At 45.2% G+C, this 22,266-nt stretch carries 14 protein-coding genes and 2 pseudogenes; 4 read left to right on the forward strand and 12 right to left on the reverse strand.

Features of this window, described 5'->3' with window-relative positions:
• Positions 1 to 427: 427 nt before the first annotated feature.
• Both RIM23_RS24665 and RIM23_RS24670 read right to left on the reverse strand, forming a co-directional pair.
• Positions 428 to 754, reverse strand: a complete 327-nt coding sequence (locus RIM23_RS24665; protein ID WP_446370531.1) for a hypothetical protein — start codon at positions 752 to 754, stop codon at positions 428 to 430.
• A gap of 12 nt (positions 755 to 766) precedes the next feature.
• On the reverse strand, positions 767 to 1,387 hold the full coding sequence (locus RIM23_RS24670) for a type I restriction endonuclease (RefSeq protein WP_446370233.1): 621 nt from the start codon (positions 1,385 to 1,387) through the stop codon (positions 767 to 769).
• A gap of 143 nt (positions 1,388 to 1,530) precedes the next feature.
• Between RIM23_RS24670 and RIM23_RS24675 the strand changes: the two are divergent.
• From RIM23_RS24675 to RIM23_RS24685, 3 genes and pseudogenes are all read left to right on the forward strand, one after another.
• Positions 1,531 to 1,821: pseudogene (locus RIM23_RS24675) on the forward strand (hypothetical protein); the annotation flags it as partial.
• A gap of 175 nt (positions 1,822 to 1,996) precedes the next feature.
• Positions 1,997 to 3,592 carry a gamma-glutamyltransferase family protein gene (locus tag RIM23_RS24680; RefSeq protein ID WP_446370235.1) on the forward strand — a complete coding sequence of 532 codons (1,596 nt, stop codon included), beginning with the start codon at positions 1,997 to 1,999 and terminating at the stop codon, positions 3,590 to 3,592.
• A gap of 790 nt (positions 3,593 to 4,382) precedes the next feature.
• Positions 4,383 to 4,826, forward strand: a complete 444-nt coding sequence (locus RIM23_RS24685; protein WP_446370237.1) for a hypothetical protein — start codon at positions 4,383 to 4,385, stop codon at positions 4,824 to 4,826.
• A 165-nt stretch (positions 4,827 to 4,991) separates the two neighbouring features.
• Here RIM23_RS24685 and RIM23_RS24690 read toward each other — a convergent pair whose 3' ends face one another.
• The 9 genes and pseudogenes from RIM23_RS24690 to RIM23_RS24730 form a co-directional block, all read right to left on the reverse strand.
• Positions 4,992 to 6,197, reverse strand: a complete 1,206-nt coding sequence (locus RIM23_RS24690) for a Coenzyme F420 hydrogenase/dehydrogenase, beta subunit C-terminal domain (protein WP_446370239.1) — start codon at positions 6,195 to 6,197, stop codon at positions 4,992 to 4,994.
• A 186-nt stretch (positions 6,198 to 6,383) separates the two neighbouring features.
• A pseudogene (locus RIM23_RS24695) lies at positions 6,384 to 6,488 on the reverse strand (hypothetical protein); the annotation flags it as partial.
• Between the two features lie 10 nt (positions 6,489 to 6,498).
• Positions 6,499 to 6,741 (reverse strand): hypothetical protein, encoded by a 243-nt coding sequence (locus tag RIM23_RS24700; protein WP_446370241.1) that lies wholly within the window; start codon positions 6,739 to 6,741, stop codon positions 6,499 to 6,501.
• A gap of 761 nt (positions 6,742 to 7,502) precedes the next feature.
• Entirely contained in the window at positions 7,503 to 8,066 is a 564-nt protein-coding gene (locus tag RIM23_RS24705; RefSeq protein WP_446370243.1) for a cation:proton antiporter domain-containing protein, read from the reverse strand.
• Positions 8,067 to 8,467: 401 nt separating this feature from the next.
• Positions 8,468 to 8,830, reverse strand: a complete 363-nt coding sequence (locus RIM23_RS24710; protein WP_446370245.1) for a KGK domain-containing protein — start codon at positions 8,828 to 8,830, stop codon at positions 8,468 to 8,470.
• Positions 8,831 to 8,898: 68 nt separating this feature from the next.
• Positions 8,899 to 14,583, reverse strand: a complete 5,685-nt coding sequence (locus RIM23_RS24715; protein WP_446370247.1) for a CHAT domain-containing protein — start codon at positions 14,581 to 14,583, stop codon at positions 8,899 to 8,901.
• A 767-nt stretch (positions 14,584 to 15,350) separates the two neighbouring features.
• Positions 15,351 to 16,163 carry a DUF928 domain-containing protein gene (locus tag RIM23_RS24720; RefSeq protein ID WP_446370249.1) on the reverse strand — a complete coding sequence of 271 codons (813 nt, stop codon included), beginning with the start codon at positions 16,161 to 16,163 and terminating at the stop codon, positions 15,351 to 15,353.
• A 281-nt stretch (positions 16,164 to 16,444) separates the two neighbouring features.
• A complete protein-coding gene (gene trxA / locus RIM23_RS24725; RefSeq protein ID WP_446336004.1) occupies positions 16,445 to 16,768 on the reverse strand; it encodes a thioredoxin in 324 nt (107 codons plus the stop codon).
• Between the two features lie 287 nt (positions 16,769 to 17,055).
• On the reverse strand, positions 17,056 to 18,219 hold the full coding sequence (locus RIM23_RS24730) for a GuaB3 family IMP dehydrogenase-related protein (RefSeq protein ID WP_446370251.1): 1,164 nt from the start codon (positions 18,217 to 18,219) through the stop codon (positions 17,056 to 17,058).
• Positions 18,220 to 18,458: 239 nt separating this feature from the next.
• Between RIM23_RS24730 and RIM23_RS24735 the strand changes: the two genes are divergently transcribed.
• Entirely contained in the window at positions 18,459 to 20,105 is a 1,647-nt protein-coding gene (locus tag RIM23_RS24735; protein WP_446370253.1) for a glycosyltransferase family 39 protein, read from the forward strand.
• Positions 20,106 to 20,195: 90 nt separating this feature from the next.
• Here RIM23_RS24735 and RIM23_RS24740 read toward each other — a convergent pair whose 3' ends face one another.
• Positions 20,196 to 22,238 carry a flotillin family protein gene (locus RIM23_RS24740; RefSeq protein WP_446370255.1) on the reverse strand — a complete coding sequence of 681 codons (2,043 nt, stop codon included), beginning with the start codon at positions 22,236 to 22,238 and terminating at the stop codon, positions 20,196 to 20,198.
• Positions 22,239 to 22,266 lie beyond the last annotated feature (28 nt).

Raw genomic sequence — 22,266 nt, forward strand, 5'->3', positions numbered from 1 at the left:
AGAGATTCGTGGGATTTTTTTGGCATGGCGATAAATCCGATAACTTGGTGAGTTATGACGATGGGTTTATTCAACGGTTTGTTGTCTTGATTCAGCATCGTCTCATTCGCGATCGCGGCTGATGGGTAAGTTTAAGGAGAAGAATTCTGGGATTTAGAGTTTCTGGTCAGGGATACCAATGTTCTTGAAAAGGGGGTTATAGGAGCGCACATTTTCCCATGATGAAATAGTACATAAAATCAGAACATAAATCAAGAGATTCATTCAAGTTTTTTGAGGAGGGATTTGCCGGATAACTCGGTGGGTTACGACGGCGGGTTCATTAAATGGTTTGTTGATTAATTAAGCACCGTCTAACCCACCCTACGGCTGGCTTGAATTCAACAAGAGGTTAGGGCGCGATCGCGACAAGATAATAGTATACATCTCACCTAGAATAAACAAACTCTGGTAGTGTCAAGGGGGCTAACCCAGAAATTCCGGCTAAATCTAATAAGCTGAGGCGTTCCGTCGCCGTTCGTAACTGTTCCCCTGGACTAACCGTAATCCGGCGAAAAACCTGACTATTATCCTGTTTTACATCATATATATGATGATTATCTATAGTTTCAACTAAACGGTGAGATCCCCCTAAATCCCCCTTCAAAAGGGGGACTTTGATTACAGCGCTTGCCAAAACGGTGTAGCACAGTGAGCCCCTACCAATCAAACCACCAATGTCTTTAAGGTTAACGGCTTGGGTTTCGTTCCTCAACCTAACCTACTACTAGCGAATCAAATCACCAATGTATTTAAGTAAATGTAGGACATAATATAAGTCATCTTCTGGTTTAAGTATAGAAAACGCCTGAGATAAACTATACTGGGGTTGAACTTGCCCAATAAGTTTAACAAAAACAAATTCTCTGCCATTCACCAATAAACCAAACCTGGGTTCTTTTTTGTTCCCATCACTCAGCATATAAGCCAGGGCTTGAGGTAAAGCCGTCATCACATCAAATTTAGTCGCCTTGGATTCAATCACCAGTATCCACAACCGTTGCTGGACGACTAAAACATCAATACTACCTTTAACAATAATGCCGTCATCTTCAGCCGAAATTTGAATCGAGGTTTCCGTTGCAATCGCAAAGGGCGGCTGATAAAATCCGGCTAAATCCAGTAAAGGAGACAGCACAACCATTTTAACTGCCTCTTCTGACATAAAACGGTATCGAGTTAAATTCAAATAATTGCTGCGGATGCGGTTTAATGCTTGCTTTTCAGATTCGGTAACAGTAACATCACTCACCCATTCGGTAAAACAAGCGTCCTCGGTTAACTGTAAACCAAATTCTGTTTCTAAATCGTAGAGGCTGAGTTCTTTGGCAAAGATTGTCTGTACCATCGGATTATTACCCTTGGGGAGAAACTTCTCTGTATTGTAAAATCAGATTATCGGCGAATTCCCAGATTAGGGCTAAAGCCCTCACTACGAACCCAATTAGCTGAGTCACGCTACTACTGGCTTTGACGAATGACAAATGACAAATGACAACTCCCGATATCATCGACAACCGCAACCAAAAACTGGTAGACAGTATTAACTGTATCCTCGACTCCTCAGACGCCGCCCATTTTGCTGTCGGTTATTTCTTCCTTTCTGGTTTCATCGCCATCGCCCCTCGCCTCACCAATATAAAGGAGATGCGGTTACTTATCGGTAATACCAGCAACCGCGAAACCATCGAACAACTCGCCGAAGGATATCGCCGCTTAGAATTAATTAAAGACAAAATCGAAGCCCAAACCTATCCCAAACGCATCCTCCGCCAGGAAATGGTATTGCTGTTGTCGGTTCCTCTAATCTCACCCTATCCGGCATTTCCCATTTCTTTGTTGGTAGTGAAGCGTTGGTTTGACGGAAGCAGGGGAAGCAATGTAGAGACGTGCCATGGCACGTCTCTTAGCTGGGGGAGATGAGGGAGAGAAGAATTTTATCAATGAACAATGAACAATGAACCATGACCTAACTCACTATCCTTACCCTTCAACGCGACGGGTGATTATGGGTAAGCATTGTGCTGTCGCCACCAGCCAATCCCTCGCCACATTAGCGGGGATGGAGATGATTTGGGCGGGGGGGAATGCTGTTGATGCGGCGTTAGCGATCGCGATCGCACTCACAGTTGTTGAACCCACCTCTAACGGAATTGGTTCTGACACCTTTGCTTTAGTCTGGGATGGTCGGTTACATGGACTCAACGCCTCCGGTAAAAGTCCTCAAGCCTTAAGTGTAGACCACTTCACCGGGATGGAAGATATCCCTCAACGGGGGTGGTTACCCGTCACCGTACCCGGATGTGTATCGGCTTGGCGAACATTATGGCAACGGTGGGGAAAATTACCCTTTGAGCAATTATTTGCCCCAGCGATTCGCTATGCTCGGTCAGGATATCCAGTTTCCCCAGTTACCGCAACGGCTTGGAAACAGGCGGAGGCGATTTTCCTCCCCCTGAAGGGGCGAGAATTTGAGCCATTTAAATCTGTATTTTTCCCCAATAACCGGGCGCCGCATCCGGGAGAGGTGTGGGGAAGTGAGGCTCATGCCCAAACCTTAACCCGGATTGCCCAAACTGGCGGTGAATGCTTTTATCAGGGAGATATTGCTGGTGCGATCGCGAACTTTGCTGCCGATACAGGTGGCTTATTCACCGTGGCAGATTTCGCCGCCCATCAAGCGGATTGGGTTAACCCCATTTCCACAACCTATCGAGACTTACAGGTTTGGGAAATTCCCCCCAACACTCAAGGATTAACCGCATTAATCGCCTTGAATATCTTAGAAGGATTCGACTTAAGTCAATATCCCCGTGACTCTGTGGAAAGCTATCACCTGCAAATTGAAGCGATGAAACTCGCATTTGCCGATGCCAAGCGTTATATCGCCGACCCTCGATTTATGGACATGGCAGTTGATCAGCTATTGGATAAAGATTATGCCCAAACCCGTCGCCAGTTAATCACCCAAACCGCGATTCCCTTAGCCCAACCCGGTTTAGCCAAAGGCGGAACCGTCTATTTAGCCGCCGCTGATGGGGAGTTGATGGTGTCGTTGATTCAATCCAATTATCAAGGGTTTGGCAGTGGGATTCTGATTCCGGGTACGGGGATTGCCCTGCATAATCGGGGTTGTGGTTTCACCTTAGAAACAGGTCATCCTAATCAAGTCGCGCCGGGGAAACGTCCCTATCATACGATAATTCCCAGCTTTCTCACCCAAGACGGTCAACCTTTAGGACCTTTTGGCGTAATGGGGGAATATATGCAGCCCCAGGGACATCTACAAATGGTGGTGAACCTGGCAGACTATGGGATGAATCCCCAAGCGGCACTGGATGCCCCACGATGGCAGTTTATCGCCGCCAATCAGGTACTCTTGGAGCCAACTGTACCTGCTGAGGTTGCCTTGGCACTCGCCCAACGGGGACATGACATTGAAATAAGTGCCGATGGGAAACGGTTTGGCAAGGGTCAGATGATTTTACGGCAGGGAGGGGTTTTTGTTGCGGCGTCTGAACCCCGTGGGGATGGATTGGCGTTGGCGCAGTAGTTGCAAGGTGAGGTTATGGGAGGAGGGCTGTAGGGGCGGGTTTAGACACTCAATGTTGAATCCCACCGATAACATCTGTAGCAAAACCCGCCCTTACTAACCCCAAATCAAAACAATACAACACGCTGTAGGGGCGGGTTTAGACACTCAATGTTGAATCCCACCGATAACATCTGTAGCAAAACCCGCCCTTACTAACCCCAAATCAAAACAATACAACACGCTTATAGTCAACCCATGGCAATATTTTTTTACACTTCTTTAAGTAAATACATGGCTTGGCGAGAAAATAATTCCTTAGTCGAGGAGTAGAAAAATGCAGAAATTGCACGAATTATTAAGGGTTTGGCGAATTGTTACCCTATTTTAGTCAATAGTATTCCCCAACATATAATATTATACCCAAAATCGACAAATCGCTGGAACCCCAATAATCTCGTCAATTTATTGGGGAAATGCCTCAAAAACAGGACTTTATGAAGTTTTGTGACAAAGACTGTCTCATTTAAATGTTTAAACTATTTGACCGTGTGGTATCGCGTAAATTTATTAGTTTCTGGCGTATGTAGTACCTGATGGTTATCCGGAAACGAACATTCTGCACTCTGAAAGCATGGCTTGGTATAACCACAGTTAGTGGCGCTGAGTAAGTAATAATTGATCAATTGAAACTGAAAATCTGCGACGATTTGAGAATGGCGTATAAGGGTTAAAATCTAGAAGGGGATGCTGCTAATCTATGTCTCATTGATTCAGCCCTGTGTAAGATTGTCATTAATTTGTCATAACCTTGTCATACCATCTTTCTAGAGTAGAGAGTGAAGCGAGTTCCCTCCAGATTATGCACGGTTCCAATAACTCAATGATTCTCCTAAATGAGCAAGTTATAGAAATTGACGAAATTACCCGCAAGCGTTGGGAACGAGATATCTATAGCCGTTTTCAGGAAGCTAGGGAACGCTTTCCGGAATTTTTTCCCTGCTTTGAACTAAAAAACTATCCGGTCAACGGATTATATTATTCTATTCACTTTAAGCCGTTGACCCAATACGCTAAACGATTAACCCGCCATACTGCCGATTTTCCACATACCGAGCAATTTAAACCCATTGAAATGCTGTGGAATGAATACGGCAAAAGTGAATTAGACATTTTATTTGAGAGCTTCCCCACTCAGCGAGCCTTAAAACCTGCCAAACTGGGGTGGGCAAATCCTTTGGGGAAATTTTTCTAGCTCTATCCTCACTTATCCGCCCCAGATGGGAATAGGGCTATTTTTGATGGTGCGATCGCGTTTGGCTGGAACTATACCCCATCAATGAAGTCAGGGTCAGTTGCGCTGGGTTATCTTTGTCGCTACAACTCACCCCTACCCCCAAATTTTTAGTTAATAACTCCCTTAATCAGGTAAAGTATACTGTCCGACAATTCGCTTAGCAAACTCTGGCACATGGGCTTCTAATTTCTCTGGGTGATGGCGCTTCACATAGAGATAATTGCGGGTAAAGTGGGAGTCAATCGAGAAACGAGCATACTCTAATCCTTTTGGACCAATCTTTTCAATTACCACCCCCATTAATTTAGCTGCCCACATGGGTAAGGTGACGCCTTTATCATAAGCCGGAATACTCTGTTGTACCGCTTGGTGTCGGTCCCCCTTAGACGTAACCGATTGCGTTTCTAGCTGATTTTGCACCAGATCCAGCATTTCCTGTCCCCGGTCATTTCGCACCACAATCCATTGCCAACCAAAGGGGGCGCCCATGTAACCAACCACTAAATCGGCTAGAGAGTTGACGTAATCAAAACAACTCATGCAAGATGGGGCAAATACATCCTTAAGTTCTTTGGTATTCAATCCGAAGAAGGGGACTTTCTCAATTGAACCATCTTCGTGTTTGAAGTGAACTTGAAAGTCCTGCATAAACTCATAATGCACAACGGTATCAGGGGACTTGCTGGTGGTGTCTAGGAATTTCTGCAAGCCGGCGCGGGTGACATTATCCACACAGGGCGTACCCAGAACATAGAGTTTTTCTAAGCCCAGTTCTTTTTCCACCGCCCGTAATGCCTGAATTTGACAGCCGACGCCAATCACTAATAGGCGTTTCATCCCCGACTGTTCGATTTGTTCTAAGACCGAAAGGTTAGGAGACAGGGTTGGCTTATTCACCCGTGCGGCGAGAATCTCTTCTGGAGTCCGGGCGATAATCGGCATGGGTTGAAAACGGTCTTCTTTGGTATTCTGCACACAGACGACGCCTTCGACTTTGCCACTTGTGAGCATTTCAATGGCAATGGTGCTGACAATTCCTGTCCACTGCGCTCCTTCAATGGGTTGAAGTTTCCGCGCCGCCATCATGTTTTGGTTGACGCCGAAATACCAATCATCGGGATTATCTAGATTCCGGCTACGTCCGTGAGTTTGGGTTTCTAATTCGGGAATCTGTTGGTTAAGAAATGCACAAGCTTCCTTGACATAGTGAATATAGTATGTATCACACAGACCACATTCGCTACAGAGTTCCTTGGCAGGGCGTATAGTCCCTGGTTTCAGGGCTTTGGCTTTTTTGTGTTTGGCGGAGTTGGGAGTAATCGCAGTCATTGAAAAAGGATTTTCTCTTACGGGACGGTTCTTCTCTCAAGATATCCTAGTTCGTAGTCAGGGATGGGAGCCTAATACCGAGTTGCGCTTAATGGTAGTACATAGGACGAGCAGGGGAAGCAGAGGTAGTAGAGACTCCTAAGCGTGGAACTATGGCGGTTACAGCTTCTAGTGCAGGTTTTGACCAATTTGACCGTCGGTAATTGAGATTAAATTAGTAGGAATATAGGCAGAAATATTTTGGGCTTGGGTTTCTACTATCGGTAATGCAGTGAGTGAACCACCTCCTATTCCCCCGTGGCTACCACAACCAGGGAATAATCCATCGCCTCTCGTTGGGCACATCCAGAATCCGTCCCGTGCGTTGTACGCGATCGCCGGCTTCAATGTGTTCGCTTTCTCCTAATAAAATAACCCCCACTTCATCCGGGTCTAGATTAAATGCGATTCCCAATAAACCACCTGAAAAACGAATCAATTCATCAGCTTTAACCGTAGGTAAACCGCTGGCTGTTGCAATGCCACGAGATACAGATTTTACCAATCCTACCTCACGGATTTGGAGTTCGGGTTGATAGGTTTCTAATCCCTGTTATAACTGAGTAAATGTTTCATCTAGAACCGTTTGTAATGACATTGGCTTTCCGTTCATAGTTCAGGGTTGAAGTTGGTGGGAAAAATTTAAGTTAACGGTGGAGAGCGTCATTTTTCTAATTTACTCTTCGACTATGCTCAGGTCATGCTTAAGTCCTGTGACTAGAAAATAGTTTGACGAATAAAGTTCTAGTCCTCGGCAATCAGCTTAAAAGATGAGGTGTCAAAAGTGATCTGCCTCAAGGAAGATTTATTTCATCTCACCCTTTGTACTCTCTGAGTCCTAAAAGTTTCCGTTTATCTGGCTCATTCCCAAAATAGATTAGTGAATCATTTTTTGAGACTTGACTATTGATTCCCATGACTAACTTGCTGTTCTAAATGCCAGGGTTTGGGTTCAAAATGACGCACCAGCAATGTGCGGGCAACAGTTTTTTGTCTGCCCCGATGTAACTAAACCCGCCCTTATATAAATTTTGAATGCTCTAGATGTGTCATAGTGCGTCTACTTTAAGAGAGAGATTTTCCGAACATTTAAGGCAGTAATGAAAGCCAGCGAATCAACAAGGGTGCTATTGCCAGTAGGCTGACTTGCACTAACGCGATCGCAATCCACACAATAAGCCGAGATGAAATAGGCATCAGTCTACTCCTACTTGTGCTTGAGGCAATTTGTTCAACAATGAACGCAGAATAATCGGTGCTATAATGCTAGTCACCCCTGACACAACAACCATAGCGGCGAAAACCTGATTGGATACCGCCCACTCTCCTAAAGAGAGTCCCTGTTCCATGACAATCATGGTAATTTTTCAAGCCAATACCAATGAAAAAGAACGGCGTAAACAGTGCGTATAGGGATTCAAAGGACGCATCAAACTTGACCGCATCGGGATCACGGCTAAACACCAATCCAGCAAAGAATGCGCCAATAGCAACAGAAAACCCCAACAACCCCGCGATCGCGGCAATCATAAAGCTAATCCCAACCACCTCGATCATCGCTTCCGGCGGCGCTTCAATTTGGCCAAAGAACTGGGTTAGCTTTGCCTCAAAGTAGCGCGAAAATACATAGCAAAATGTAGCAAAAACCACAGCTTTTAGGAAAAATATCCCCGATGTTTTGGCAATGACGGGCAGTAATTCTCCGGTGCCACTGTCTTGAATTTCCGGAAGCTGATTCGGAAACTGAACGTCAATGACGCTACTGCGAATGGAAACGACACGTCCCTGGTTTTTTTGATTGGCTCGATGCAAGTCTTCGGTTCTGTTCATCTTTATCAATCCCTGACAATTAACCGCAGCAGCAAATGTAAGCCAACGTCTATGGGTAAGTATGAGCGGGGTAGTTGACCTCTCAAAAGGACTAATCGCCTAGGTGTTTTTAGTATCTTTATTATTAATAGGTCAGTCTTTGGGCTGAGAACATCCTCCTTTTGAAAGAGAGATGTTGTTGGCAAAGTATGTGAACATGATCTAACAACCTGTAGGGGCGGGTTTTACTACTATCATTTCTGACCTAACCCAAATGTGACTAAACCCGCCCTTCGTGGAAATCTTTTTCTTTGCAATTGCGCCTTAAAATTGTGCCGCAATGGTAATCAACCTCAAGTTACCGTGAGGTGGGCATTGCCCACCCGACATCAAATTGGCTTACCATTAAACGACGTGCTAATTTAGCCCATCATTCCCATAATTGGTAGTTCCTCTTGCTCTTGTGATGTATTGCTAATCTTCAAGTTTTGGGATTTCTGACTCTCAGTTTCTTCAGGAACAAATTCTAGGCTGATTCTCACCGTGCCTTTTTGCCAACCTTTAGCCGTAAATCTCAAAACTTCAGCCGGAATACCCTTTTCACTAAACCAGGCATTCTTGTCTTGAGTCCATCCCTCTAAATCTTCAAGCTGCATCCGTATCGCTTCTACGAATTCCTCAACTCGGAACGTGCGATTCCCAAGTAAAAGTTGTGCTGATTCATCAACAGACAAGACTTCACCGCCCAAAAGTGGCTCAAACTGATTCTGATTATCTACGCTCATTTTTTGTCATTTATCATTGGTCATTGGTCATTTTTCATCCTTCTGTCCTCTGCCTTGGAGCCTTAACTTTACCAAGGATTGCCAACAATACTAAATGCTGACCAGTAGTAGGGATGAGACAAGTCTGGATTACCTGGTTTGGCATCAGAAGGTGGCAAAGTAATTGCTTGATCAGACAAGATTAATTGATTGTCTTCATACTTAACCTTCCCTTCAATCATTGCCACTTGCGCCCGTCGCCATGCTTCGGCTTTAATCGGTGCCTCATCCAGATTATTGTAAAACTCTGCCATCATTGGCAACGTTCCCCAATCTTCGATGTACCACAAACTGGCTAATACTGATTTAACTCCAGCTTTAGCCGCAAATCCAGCAAATCCCAGTTCTGCACTCGGATCACCTAATGCGGTACGACAAGCACTTAATACCACTAATTCTACAGGCGGATCATTCCAGCCTAAACTACGTACTTGGTCTAATCCTACCTTAGTATCCCATAACTGAATATAGGAATTACTGGGTGCGCCCGGTTCAAATTCAGCATGGGTGGCGAGGTGAATAATGCCAAAGGGTTTGTCTTCTCGTTGTCTCTTGAGATTGTTAACGGTAAACTTGTCATTGAAAAAGGCTTGACCTCGCCACAGTGTATTGGTCAGAATCGATACCTCAGCAGCAGCAGCCGGTAATTGTTCCAAAAGGGGATTATTGGGAAATTCTGAGGCTCCCATTGCCAAAATGGGCATTGTTTTAATACTGGCATAACGGGTATCCGTGAGGCTAACACTAGGCATCAAACTGACGCTATATCGCTGCACAATAAAGCCATCTCCATCATGGATAGCGGCTAGGGGCAATGAGCGCAACCCTTCGTCGAGAATGAACACGAGATTTTCAATTCCTTTCTCTTGTAATTCTGGTTCCAAAGGTGCTACTAGCCATTGATACAGTTGTTTAGCATCATTTAAATACCCAAACCCACCATCTAGAATTTCCTGACGAAAGTTCTGTCCGGTAAGCAGAACATCCGATTGTTTAGCCCCTGACACTCGCTTAGTGATCACATCCTGATCCGCTGTTACCAGCATCAGTTCGAGTTCCATTTCTGAGTTAGTGCTGCTAGGTACAAAAAACCCGTAAATTACAGCCGGCTTGACCCCAGTCGCAACTTCAATGCTACGCAGGCGACTCCGAATTTCATCTAAGGTGAGGATTTTTTCCGCCTCCATTCCCATTTGTTTCTCAAATGCTTGAGTAAAGTAGCGTTCTATTTTGTAAACATCAGCATTGAGAATTGGCTCTTGATCTAAGGCATTAGGAGTAGGAGGTCGTTCTAAAGGTCTTTTAAACTCTATTAGCGGACTATCCGGACTATTCGGATTATTCGGATTATTCGGATTACTTGGAACATTCGGGTCAGTTGTAATAATCCGAATATTGCCCAGAGTATAGCTTCCTGGAAATGACTGAACCGGTGCGATAGTAAATTCACCACTGGTAATGGCTTCAGCCGTACCATTCTCACTGCCATTACCTACAACAAAAGGCTCAATTATCTCCTGTGCGCCACCACCATGACGAATAGTAATATCGCCACCACCATTACCGCCAGCCGTGGAAATGCTAGCTTCTCTGCCATTTTGATCAGTAAAACTTCCCGTTGCTTTAAAGAAGCGTTGGGTCGTAATTTCAACATCACCGCCTTGACCATTGCTTCCGCCTTGAGCATTAATGGAACTGACGGTAATATCTTGGATGGGATCAAGCAGAACGTTACCGCCATCGCCTTCAGTTCCGCTAGAATTGATGGCTCCAGTCGTAATCCTGATATTCGCATTGACTGTAATATCGCCACCAGTGGCTGCAGAAGAATTTAAGTCACCCGTATTAATTTCGCCCGCTTGACTGGTGAGATTAATTATGCCGCCAGACGTTGTGATATTTTCTGTGGTTAAGTTACTATTAGCAGTCACATTCACATTGCCACCATCAGAATCTAAGTTACCACTCGTGACCTTTCCAGCTTGACTGGTAAGGTTAATAGTTCCGCCAGAGGTGGTGATATTTTCTGTGTTAAGATCAGTATTAGCACTCAGTTCTACCTTGCCGTCAGTTGCTGTAATATTGCCGACAGTCAAGGTATTCGTGGTATTGAAAAGTAAGTCTCCATCCAGGATTTGAAGATCTCGAAGATTTGCCAGATTAATTGTGCCAGTTTCCGGTTGATGAGTCAAGCTAGTGGCTCTTGTCGCGTCTTTTGCCGTCACATTAAAAGCACTACTAATTGTCAGGTTTCCCAGAGGTATACTACTCCCTACTTTCTCCTCAAAGATCACATTACCTGTTCCCGCCGTAAGATTTAGATTTTGAGTCCCATCCAAAAGATTATTAAACAGAATATCTCCCGTTCCAGCGCCTGTAGATAGGAACGTTTCACCGGTCAGAGTGAAAGCCGTATCAACCTCAATAGTACCACCCTGACTATTGAAACGAATTTCACCACCATTGGTAGAGACATTACCACCACTCTGAATTTTGATATTGCCCCCTTGAGTGGTGAAATTTATTGCACCGTTAGTCGTAGCCACATTGCCCCTGGTGAAAATATTACCGCCAGTGGTTGTCATATCAACATTTCCGCCAACGTTAATCGTATTTTCAATATTGACATCTCCACCTGTGGGATTATTGTGTTCTAAAACCAGATTTCCTGTCTGATTAATAATCTCGCCTAGAACATTAATATTCCCCCTTTCAGCCCCTGTATCGAGTTCAATAAATATATCACCACTTCCCGAATCCAGCGTAACGCCAGAGGCTATTTCTATAAAAGCATCACCGGGATCACGATCTTCCTGGAAAGCCTCGCTATCATTAGCAATTAAGGTTAAATTACCATCATCTGTTGTTATATTATTATTGACAAAAATACTTCGACCTGCTCTTAATTTCAGTGCTCCTCCAGTTCCTGCCCCATTCTCAGTGATAATTGGTGCCTCTACAGTGATGTCATTGTTTGCCTGAAACTCAATCTCTGTTCCCGTATTAGTAATATTGGTAATAGTGGCAACATCGATAGTCACAGATTGGTCAGGATTATCGCCAAACTCGAAGCTTGAGGCAAACAAATAGATATTCCCTTCATCGTTCATGCCTCCTGGCGCTCCCACCACCACGTTTCTCCCTACCCCAGTAACCGTATTACCAAAATTGCTGGGTGAATCCGGGGGCTTGGGAAATGTTTGCCATAAACGTCCAGTATCAGAATCGGGTAAGGGTTCATACAAATAGCTAGCATTTTCTCCGGGGGCGCTGACGACAACATTAAACCCTAGCGCCGATTCTACAGATTCTACCGCCGCTACTGAAGCACCAAATCGACCGTTATTAGAATTAGGACTAGAAAAAGTATTTTGCAACTCACCATTTTCATTAAACCAATAGGCAGCACCTTGAACTCCTTGTCCAAGATTATCACTAGAAGCTCCCACTAATATTTGTGTTCCCATCGCTGCGACTGAATGACCAAACCGCCCACTATCTGTAGGATTGGGGCTGATTAAACGTTGTTCTTGGTTAGGGTCACTATTACTAAATAGATAAGCTGAACCTGCCGTTCTGATCCCTACCATTTCTCCAGGCGCTCCCACCAGCACATCTGATTCCATTCCAGCTACCGAATAGCCAAATTGACCATCAGATACAGGATTGGAACTGAAAAACTCTGTGAGTGGGCTATTACTACTGCCATCGAATAAATAAGCAGCACCTGCATCTATTATTGTTGCGTTTATTTCGTTGTGATCATATCCTGGAGATCCGACCAGAACATTTGATCCCACGGCGGCGACGGAATAGCCGAAGCCTAATTGAGTATCACCATCAGAGGTTGAGGAATGTGGGTTGGTGTAAGATTGTATGAGTCCATCGCCAAATAAATAAGCCCTTCCTTCTTTGTCGTTCTCTCCCGGAGCACCAACGATAACTTTGTTTGAATCCATCCCAGCTACAGCAAAACCGAATCGACCATCTGCTGTTGAATTGGGACTTAAGAACTGTTTCATCTCTTCTCCAGTACTACCATTAAACAAATAGGCAATACCTACGTCATTCAGCCCTCCTTCGTCGTATCCAGGATCACCCACAAGTACGTCTGAACCTAGCGCCGCGACTGAATAACTAAACTGGTTTCCTGTTGATGAAGTCGTAGGATTAAAGCGTATCGCTAATGGTGAATTCGCATCTCCAATTATGATATTTTTAGGATCAAGCAATAACGTACCGGGTTGACCATTAGCTGCTCCAGCATCAGCGTGCCCCGTAAAAACCAGCAACTCTTTGCCAGAAACCTCAATAAATCCCCCATCTCCCACTTGAGTTCCACCACGGGCGCTTATCGTCCCGTAAAAACCTGTAACTCCATCTGCCCAAACAAACACCTCACCACCTGTCCCCTGTACCCCAGCATCAGCCGTAATCAGCGAGTTTTCACTGACGAGGGTTTGAGAGGCATTAAACGTACCTTGACCTTGATAGTCGCCGCCAAGTCGTACTGTTCCCCCGCCATACGTCCCAGAAGCGTTAATCGTGGCATCAAATACACCAACTTTGTTGCCCAAAACATTCACAGACTGGGAATGGGTGGTGGGAGACGCATGAGAAACATCCAGAGTACCAGACGCGATCGCAACGCCTGCTTCTGTGGGTACACTCATACCAGAATCCTGAAGCTGTACTTGACCTGTATCCGTAACGGTTAATCCCGTCTCCACACTTTCCTCTGTACCCGTCAGCAGCGTTGGTAAATCCAAGGGATCAATGGCTTTGATCTCCCCATTGACACCTGTTGGCGGTACAAATTCTAAACTTAATAATTGTCCCGGTTGACTAATCCGCACCCGATGGGATTCCGGTACAGCCGCCATTGTAATTGTGCCGCCCGGTGCACTCAGTTGCCCGGTGTTAATCGTATGTCCCGCCAGTAAGGTTAAATTGTGTCCTTCAGATACAGCTAAATTGCCACCATTAATGAGAGTTGCTCCTTGAGCCAAATCAAAGGCAAACTGATTGGGATCACCAATTAAGCTTTGATAGTTATTTTCACTAAAGACATTAAACCAATTCTCACCCTCAAAGCCAATTCCTGTCGCGGTTGTGGCTGTAAATGACGCGGGAACATTTAAGCTCGCATTGGCGCCAAATATAATTCCCGCCGGATTCATCAGAAACAGATTTGAGTTGCCTCCCGTAACTTTAATCAAACCATTAATAATTGAGGCATTCCCCCCAACCACCCGCCCTAAGATATTACTAATTTGAGGATTAGAAATAAAATTGGCAATTTCACCCGATGAAAGACCAAATTGTTGAAAACTCTGAAATAGATTTGCCCCATCTCCAGAAACTGTGCCACCGTCGATGTTAAATTGGTTACCGTTTTGGTGAACCGTTGTACCTGTCCCATCCACCGCCTCGGTAATGGATTGAGCCATGATTAAAGTTGAGGGGTTGCTCGGTGCAGCTTTGTTGGTTACAATAGTATCTTTAAAATAAGGATTGGGTGCAGGCTGTTGAGTAACTAAAGGGTTTCTCACTAGAGAGCTAGGGTTAGGGTGCGAAACAATCGGTACGCCCGTTTTATTCCCATCGGCATGGATTAATGTTGCCTGAGTTGGCGGTATACCAGTTGCCGTCGCACCAAAAATGGGTAAGGTAGCCAACAGTAGGGTTGCTCCTTTCATTGCCGAATTAATCATAGGGGCTACAAAACTCCGTCGAATAAGTAGAACTGATGTATAGGACTTTACCGACAGGATGCCACTCAACCCTACATATAGTAAGTCCTAACCGGAAGCCACACCGAATCCCAATACGCTTACTCAGCGATCAAATAGTACGTTGAATTTTCAAGAGACACCAAAACTATTGCTGTTGAATTATTCTCGATAGTATCTGAATAATCAACCTGGGCTATATCACTCCCATTTTCAGGGTTACAGTATCTGTTATTGGTTTTAGCTAAGGTAAACCTAGGCAAATGCTCAATACAAATGCCCCTCAAAGAAATTCACAACCGGGAATCTCTTTGCCAGGATGACTCAATTAGGGTCAGCCACTAACCTATATTCTCCAATGACAACAAAATACTAAACCATTGGACGAAAAAGCCACAGTATTTAGTGATACACCACCTACTAATTTAGGAACTATGTAATCTACTTCTTTATAGCACACTGTTTTCAAGGTCAAGTGGCTATGGTATTAAAATTAACCGAGAGGGCGATAAGCTGTTGTCTGTCTAGCACAAGAGAACAGCCAAAGTGGGAAAGCGCATGATCGAACGAGATAGTGTAGCGGGGTCTTACAGGATCGAATCAAGTCGCTGATATCCTATATGTACAATCGGATGATGCACATCCACTAGATATAGGGGTTTTGGGGAATGATGTAATACAAGCAACCTGAGTTTGAGGACATGGTGATTGATAATGCACAGTTGAGAACCCCTATACAAATTTTGGGATTACTTAGCAGAAGCACTACAGCATTCCGTAATGGGTTGGGATGCGATCGCCTCGAGTTCAATGTCCTCTAACAGATTCGTCCAATCCGCCGCCAGGGCGCGATTGGCTGTTTGAGTACGGCGAAGATTGCCGATCAGGGTGATAGAATCAAACCAAATCCCATTCCGGGCAAAGATAACCGCGCGATCGCGTGGTGTCACAACACTATTCAATCCTTGTTTGAGTTCAGCGGTTAAGGGAACACGTTGGATGGAACCTCTAACTCGGACTCGTTTAGGATCAGTGGAAACAGTCGCCCGTTGGGGATCTTCACAGTAAACGGTGAAAATCCAGTTGTAGTATTGGTTTTCCTTTAGCGCGGGTGTGGTTGGCGGTAAAGAGATGCTAATTACGCCGGGTAGGGTGTTTGTCACCCGATAGGTAGTTTCGTAAACTTTTTCACCCTGATCACTCCAGAGGGCAAATTTCATCGAGTGGAATTTATTCGCGCCATCGGGAATATAAAACCAGAAGCTGGGATGTTCCTCTACCGTTAATCCCAAATTGGTATCGGGAATCAGGGCGAACAGTGGTTCTCCGGTTTTACCCGCCCCACATAAACTACGACTCGCGCCCCCTGTGCGATCGCCAGGGCGCCCCCTACCCGATAGATCGAGATTAAACTCAAGCATGTCTTGCAGCGAGGGAGTATTACTCGCTGAGTTGATTGGTTGAGATTGAGTCGCGATCGGACTCACCAGACAACCAACCACGACTGATGCGATCGCCACAACACGTTTGATGGGTTGAGGCGATATAGGTATCCTAGTCATGACATAGTAAAGTCTATAGATTTAGACATTTACTAGTACAAGCGGCAATTTCCTAATCCGGATTTACGATAAAAGGTCAGAAAAACTTATATTTATGTTGACTTGAGGGACTAGACATGGAACTGGAAATTTACTCTAATTTTCATCCCTTTTCTGGCTTGTGGGTTATTTTTGCCATGTTACTCTAGAGCTTACAGGCTTTTGTAGCTGTAGCGACTCATCGCGCCTGCAAGCTTAACTAGCCTTAACCCAACTCGGCTTAAGGCTGAATCGATTATCGATTAGAGATACTTTTCTAGAGTATTTGCCAGTGTTGTTTTTGGCACTGCACCCACAACCATATCGACTCGCTGCCCTCCTTTAAAAATCATTAAGGTAGGAATGCTGCGAATTCCGTACTGACTGGCTACATTGGGATTTTCGTCAGTGTTGAGCTTCACAACCTTGACCTGACCTTCGTACTGTTGTGCAATTTCATCCACCACAGGTGCGACCATCCGACAAGGGCCACACCAAGGTGCCCAAAAATCCACTAAAACGGGAACGTCACTGTCTAGGACGTCTTGCTTAAAACTGGCGTCTGTAACTGCTACGGCTGTTGACATGCCTGGAAATCCTTGCGTGTACTGTTTCTACGTTGTCTTGGATATTTTACCACAGAGAAAACTGAGCGTTCTCCTGCCAGAAAAGTATATATTTAGACATAAATTGTCACATTTAATCAGTTGAGATGTCAATATATCGTGGCATTAGAGCTTGATACTCAAAAGGAACCGCCCGAACGTAGTCCGGGCGGAGTGTGGTGTGAGGAGTGAACGGAAACTTTTAGCTTCCGCTTTCTCTATGTTAACTCACATCAGTGGGGTTTGGGGGAGGCGTCAACCCACAAGTTTTATTTACCCATTCCCAACTGCTGCGCTTTCTGGTAAACTTTCCCTTCTGTGAGCAGGGATGGCGCAATAACAACCTCCACTTGCTGCATTTCTTTCAAGTTCTTAGCGCCCAAGGTTCCCATACTGGTTTTCAGGGCACCTAAAAGATTGTGAGTGCCGTCATCGAGTTGCGCCGGTCCAATGAGAATTTCCTGTAATGTTCCCGTACTCCCAACTTGGATGCGCGTTCCTCGGGGCAGAACTGGGCTAGGGGTTGCCATTCCCCAGTGAAACCCGCGTCCTGGGGCTTCTTTGGCACGAGCCAGAGGAGAGCCAATCATCACCGCATCTGCACCACAAGCAATACATTTACAGATATCTCCTCCCGTAATTAACCCACCATCAGCAATGACTGGCACATAGTTACCCGTCTGTTGATGATAGTCATCACGAGCAGCCGCACAATCAGCCACCGCCGTCGCCTGAGGGACTCCCACACCCAAAACCCCCCGCGAGGTACAAGCCGCACCAGGACCAATTCCCACTAAAACAGCCGCCGCACCAGCTTTCATTAAATTCAGAGCAACTTGGTATGTAACACAATTACCCAAAATCACGGGCATCGGCATATCCTGGCAGAACTGGGCTAAATCTAGGGGGGTGACTGACTCTGGCGACAGGTGAGCCGTGGACACTACGGTTGCTTGTACGAAGCATAAATCAGCACCCGCCGAGGCGACAATTTCACCGTATTTCATCGCGCCTGCTGGCGTAGCACTCACAGCCGCAATCCCACCTTGGTCTTTGATTTCCCGAATTCGCTGGCTGATTAATTCCGGTTTAATGGGTTCGGCATACAAATCCTGCATCAGATTAACGAATTCTGACTTACCCACGGAGGTGATTTGCTCTAATATCGGCTCAGGGTCAGCATAACGGGTTTGGATGCCTTCGAGGTTAAGCACCCCTAACGCTCCTATCTGAGATAGCATAACTGCCATTCGCACATCGATTACTCCGTCCATCGCACTGGCAATGATCGGAATTTCTCGTTCAATGCTCCCCAAACGCCAACGGGTGTCTGCCAAATTAGGGTCTAGCGTCCGTTGTCCGGGGACTAGTGCGATTTCATCGATGCCGTAGGCTCTGCGAGCTGTCTTACCTCGCCCAATTTGAATATCCACGCTTCTCTATTCGTTCCCAAGACTATTTAAGCTAGGGTATCAAATTTTTCGACCTTCCCCGCACCGAGAATGTGGAGGACTCTTGCTGGACTTCTCCTAGCTACGCTAACTCAGGGAGTTAGAGTTGATCGACTGATGAGACGATTCAGGTTTTTGAAGCTTTTCCCATCATCGAATACCCAGACCCGAAAAATTCTGATATAATCTCGGCATTTATGCTTAGTTGAGGCTAGCTCCAAATGAATAGAAAATCGGCATCATTCTGGAATATGCCTCCAGCAGGAGTGCGTTTTTTAATCATTGTTTTATTAATTATTGGAGTATTTTTTCGATTTTACAATATCGATAAAAAAGTATACTGGCATGATGAATCTTTTACTTCAATGCGAATTTCGGGGTATTCCAAGCCGGAATTGAAAGAACGTTTATTTGATGGTCGTATCATCACTGTTGAAGATATCCAAAAGTATCAGCGACCCAATCCAGAAAAAAATTTAACGGATACGATTAAAGTTTTGACACAATATTCGGAGCATACGCCGCTATATTACCTGATAGCGCGATTCTGGGCACAGGTTTTTGGCAGTTCCGTAGCAGTAATGAGAAGTTTGCCAGCCCTAATTAGTTTGCTAGCATTTCCTTGCATGTATTGGCTGTGCCGAGAATTGTTTGGGTCATCGTTGACAGGTTGGATGGCTATGTCATTGATAGCTATCTCCCCCTTTTTCGTCCTCTACGCCCAGGAAGCAAGAGAGTATAGTCTGTGGGCAGTGGCAGTTTTGCTCTCAGGTGCAGCATTGCTGCGAGCCTTACGAATCAACACAAAGCTTGGTTGGGGAATTTATGCGGCAACTTTGACAATAGGACTCTATTCTCATTTGCTTTTTGGATTAAGTGCAATTGGTCATGGTATCTATGTTCTTATCACTAAAAACTATCGGACGAGTAAGACAATTATCGCTTATTTGCTGGCATCGCTAGCAGCAGTTCTAACGTTTCTACCCTGGGCTGTAGTCATTTTTATTGATTTGACGCGGTTCCAAAGGTGGACATCATCAACAACATCAAGAAATAGTCTGGGTGAACTTGTAACGTTAATCAAATGGTGGTTGCGTAATCTTAATAATGTTTTTTTTGATTTACATCAAAGTATTGAACCCTTTGACCCAATTCATTATGACGACCCTTTTCTCATCCCTCTTGTTTTAATTCTGGTAGGGTACTCAATTTACTTTTTATGTCGTCACACGTCCAGCAAGGTTTGGCTGTTTATCTTGACATGGATGGGAATGACCGCTTTACCTTTAGTGCTACTCGACTTAGTTCTGGGGGGATTACGTTCTACAGCAATGCGATACCTCATTCCAATTTACTTAGCCATTCAGATAGCTGTTGCGTACCTACTCGCCACCAAAATTACGGCAATATCGATTAGAAATCAGCGACAACGATTTTGGAAGCTAGTCACGATAGGTCTGGTTTCAGGTGGACTCTTGTCCTGTGCAATCAGTTCTTCAGCAGAGGTGTGGTGGACCAAGTTTGTGGATTATTACAATCCTCCAGTAGCTCACATCATTAATCAAGCGAATTATCCCCTAGTAGTCAGTGATACTACTATTCCAGGCAGTATCCTGTCTCTGAGTCATCTGCTTAGTCCAGACGTGCGGTTTCAATTAGTGACACAAGCAAGTATGCTGGAGATTTCTGAGGATTTTAATCAGGTTTTCTTATTTGATGCTTCCACAGCTTTGCGAGAAAAAATTGAGAGGGAACTGGGGGGTCAGTTTGAAGTCGCGTTTCAAGGTTACAAATTTGAACTCTGGAAGCTAGAAAATAATAAGGGAATAGGGAATAAGCATCGTCTGATATTTCCCCTGCTCCCCTAGAAGGGCGGGTTTAGTCAAGTTTCACCGAACGTGACCAAACGTTAGTGGTAAAACCCGCCCCTACAGTTTTACTCCTAGAGCTACCCTGCCTCAATTATGACGGGTTCTAGGGTCTTCGCGATCGCTCTTTGCCCCAGAGACGTGATCCGGTGGCGTGGAAGCATGATCACTCTTAACCTGAGACGGTTCAACAACTTTCGTGGATAGGGAAGAGGGTTGTCGTTGTCCGGGAGATTTGGACGGGGGAGGGGGTGGCGGGGTTTGCCGCTTGACTAATGGAATCTCCGATTCGGCTAAGAACTCTGGCGGAGTCGGGTTGCCATTCCCTCCATTTTGGCTCGGATTATTCCGCATCAACTTACTCACATGACCAATTAACGTTCCCAGCTTCCCTTCATCCAGAAGTGTGTTGATTAACGATAAGCCACTGGTCGAGAGTAATAGTTTGTTAATATCACCCATCCCATTCCCATTACCATTACTGCCATTCATACCTGGGAACGCGAAAATTCGGGTATCTCCTAAAACTCCTGGCTGTGGCGCTAAAGCTTTGGCAATTTCTGGCAGTTTGTCTACCAAATCGGGCCAAATTGTGGTTAACACTTGGGCGCTTAACTTCGAGTCACTCAAGGTATTCTCGGCTTCAATGACTGCCCGTTTTCCTTCGGCTTCGGCAAGGGCTTTATCCCGATTCGCTTGGGCTAATGTGCGAATGGATTCAGCTTCTAATTCTGCCGCTTGACGCGCAATTTCCGCTTGACGACGACGGCGGAATACATCAATTTCAACGACGTTCTGATCGGCGATCCGCCGTTTTTCTGCCTCTTGTTCCGCCGAAATCAGCGATAGGCGTTTTTCCCGTTCCGCTTTTTCAATCTCTGTCGCCGTAACCACACCGGATTCCGCTTGGGCGCGTTCGGCTTCACAGACAAAGCGTTCCCGTTCTTTATTCGCGATCGCAATCGCTGCTTCCTGTTTCGCCACTTGTGATAAGCGTTCAGCCTCAGCCACCCGAACTTGAGCTTCTAGGCGCGAGGAATCAACGGTTTGCTGACGGGTAATTTCGGCAATCTCGGCTTCTTGTTTTTGCAATGTTTGGGCGACTTTTAGCTGTTTATTTCGTTCCTCTAGGGTAATATCAGCTTGAATTTGGTTTTCTTGAACCGATAGTTTGCGGCGAATTTCTTCTTCTTCAACGGATTTATCTTGTAAAATTTTCGTCCGTTGTACGGTGGCGGCTTCTCGGTCTTTGGCTTCTTGAATTTCCCGTTGTCGCTGAGATTTTAAGGATTCCACCTCCAGTTGTTGCCCCAGAGTGGCGTCTTCTTTTTCTCTGGCGATTCGCAGGGATTGCTTTTGGGCATCAAGTTCCTGCTGTTCAATTCTCACCTGGGTACTCAGTTCAACTTCTCGTTTTTGTTGGATGGATCGTTGAATGGTTTCGGTTCGTAGGCGTACCCCTTGGGCATCGAAGAAGTTATTTGTATCGTAGGTATCACTTTCTTCTATCTCAGAAATAGCGATATTATTCAGGGTTAAACCTACTTTTTTTAGGTCAGGCTGAATCAGATTCAATACTTCATCAGCAAACCCTAATTTATCAGAATCAATTTCCGTTAAACTCTGCTTCTTGGCAGCAGCTCGAATCGCATCATCTGCTCGTTTTTCTAGGGCTTCTTTAATATCTTCAGTCGAAACCCTTCCTTGTTTCGAGAGTCGAGCCGCAGCGGTTAACACATCGTCTTTATCGGCATTGATACAGACATAAAAGGTTGCCCGCATATTTGCCCGCAGATAGTCTTGAGTACGAACGGCTAGATTTCCTGTCCGTTCCACATCAATAGAAATTTCGCGTAATGGAACACGGGTCAGTTCATGAAATCCGGGCAAAACGATACAGCCGCCGTAAAGAATAACGGATTTCTTTTTAACGAACAAACCGCCCGTTCTGACAAATGCTTCATTATTGGGGGTAATTTTATAAATCAGTTTGTACGACCATAAGCCAACGAGAAGCAATAAAATTAGTGCGCCAATCAAACCGGGGAAAAAGAGTATCCCACTGGGCAGTTGTGCCAGGGTAGATGATACCGGGACAGGCTGGGAGGTTGAGGACGTAGATGGTTGTGACATGGTAGTTGGCGATTAGTAATCTATAGGT

This window comes from Coleofasciculus sp. G3-WIS-01, assembly GCF_040223135.1.
In the GTDB taxonomy this organism is placed as follows: domain Bacteria; phylum Cyanobacteriota; class Cyanobacteriia; order Cyanobacteriales; family Coleofasciculaceae; genus Coleofasciculus.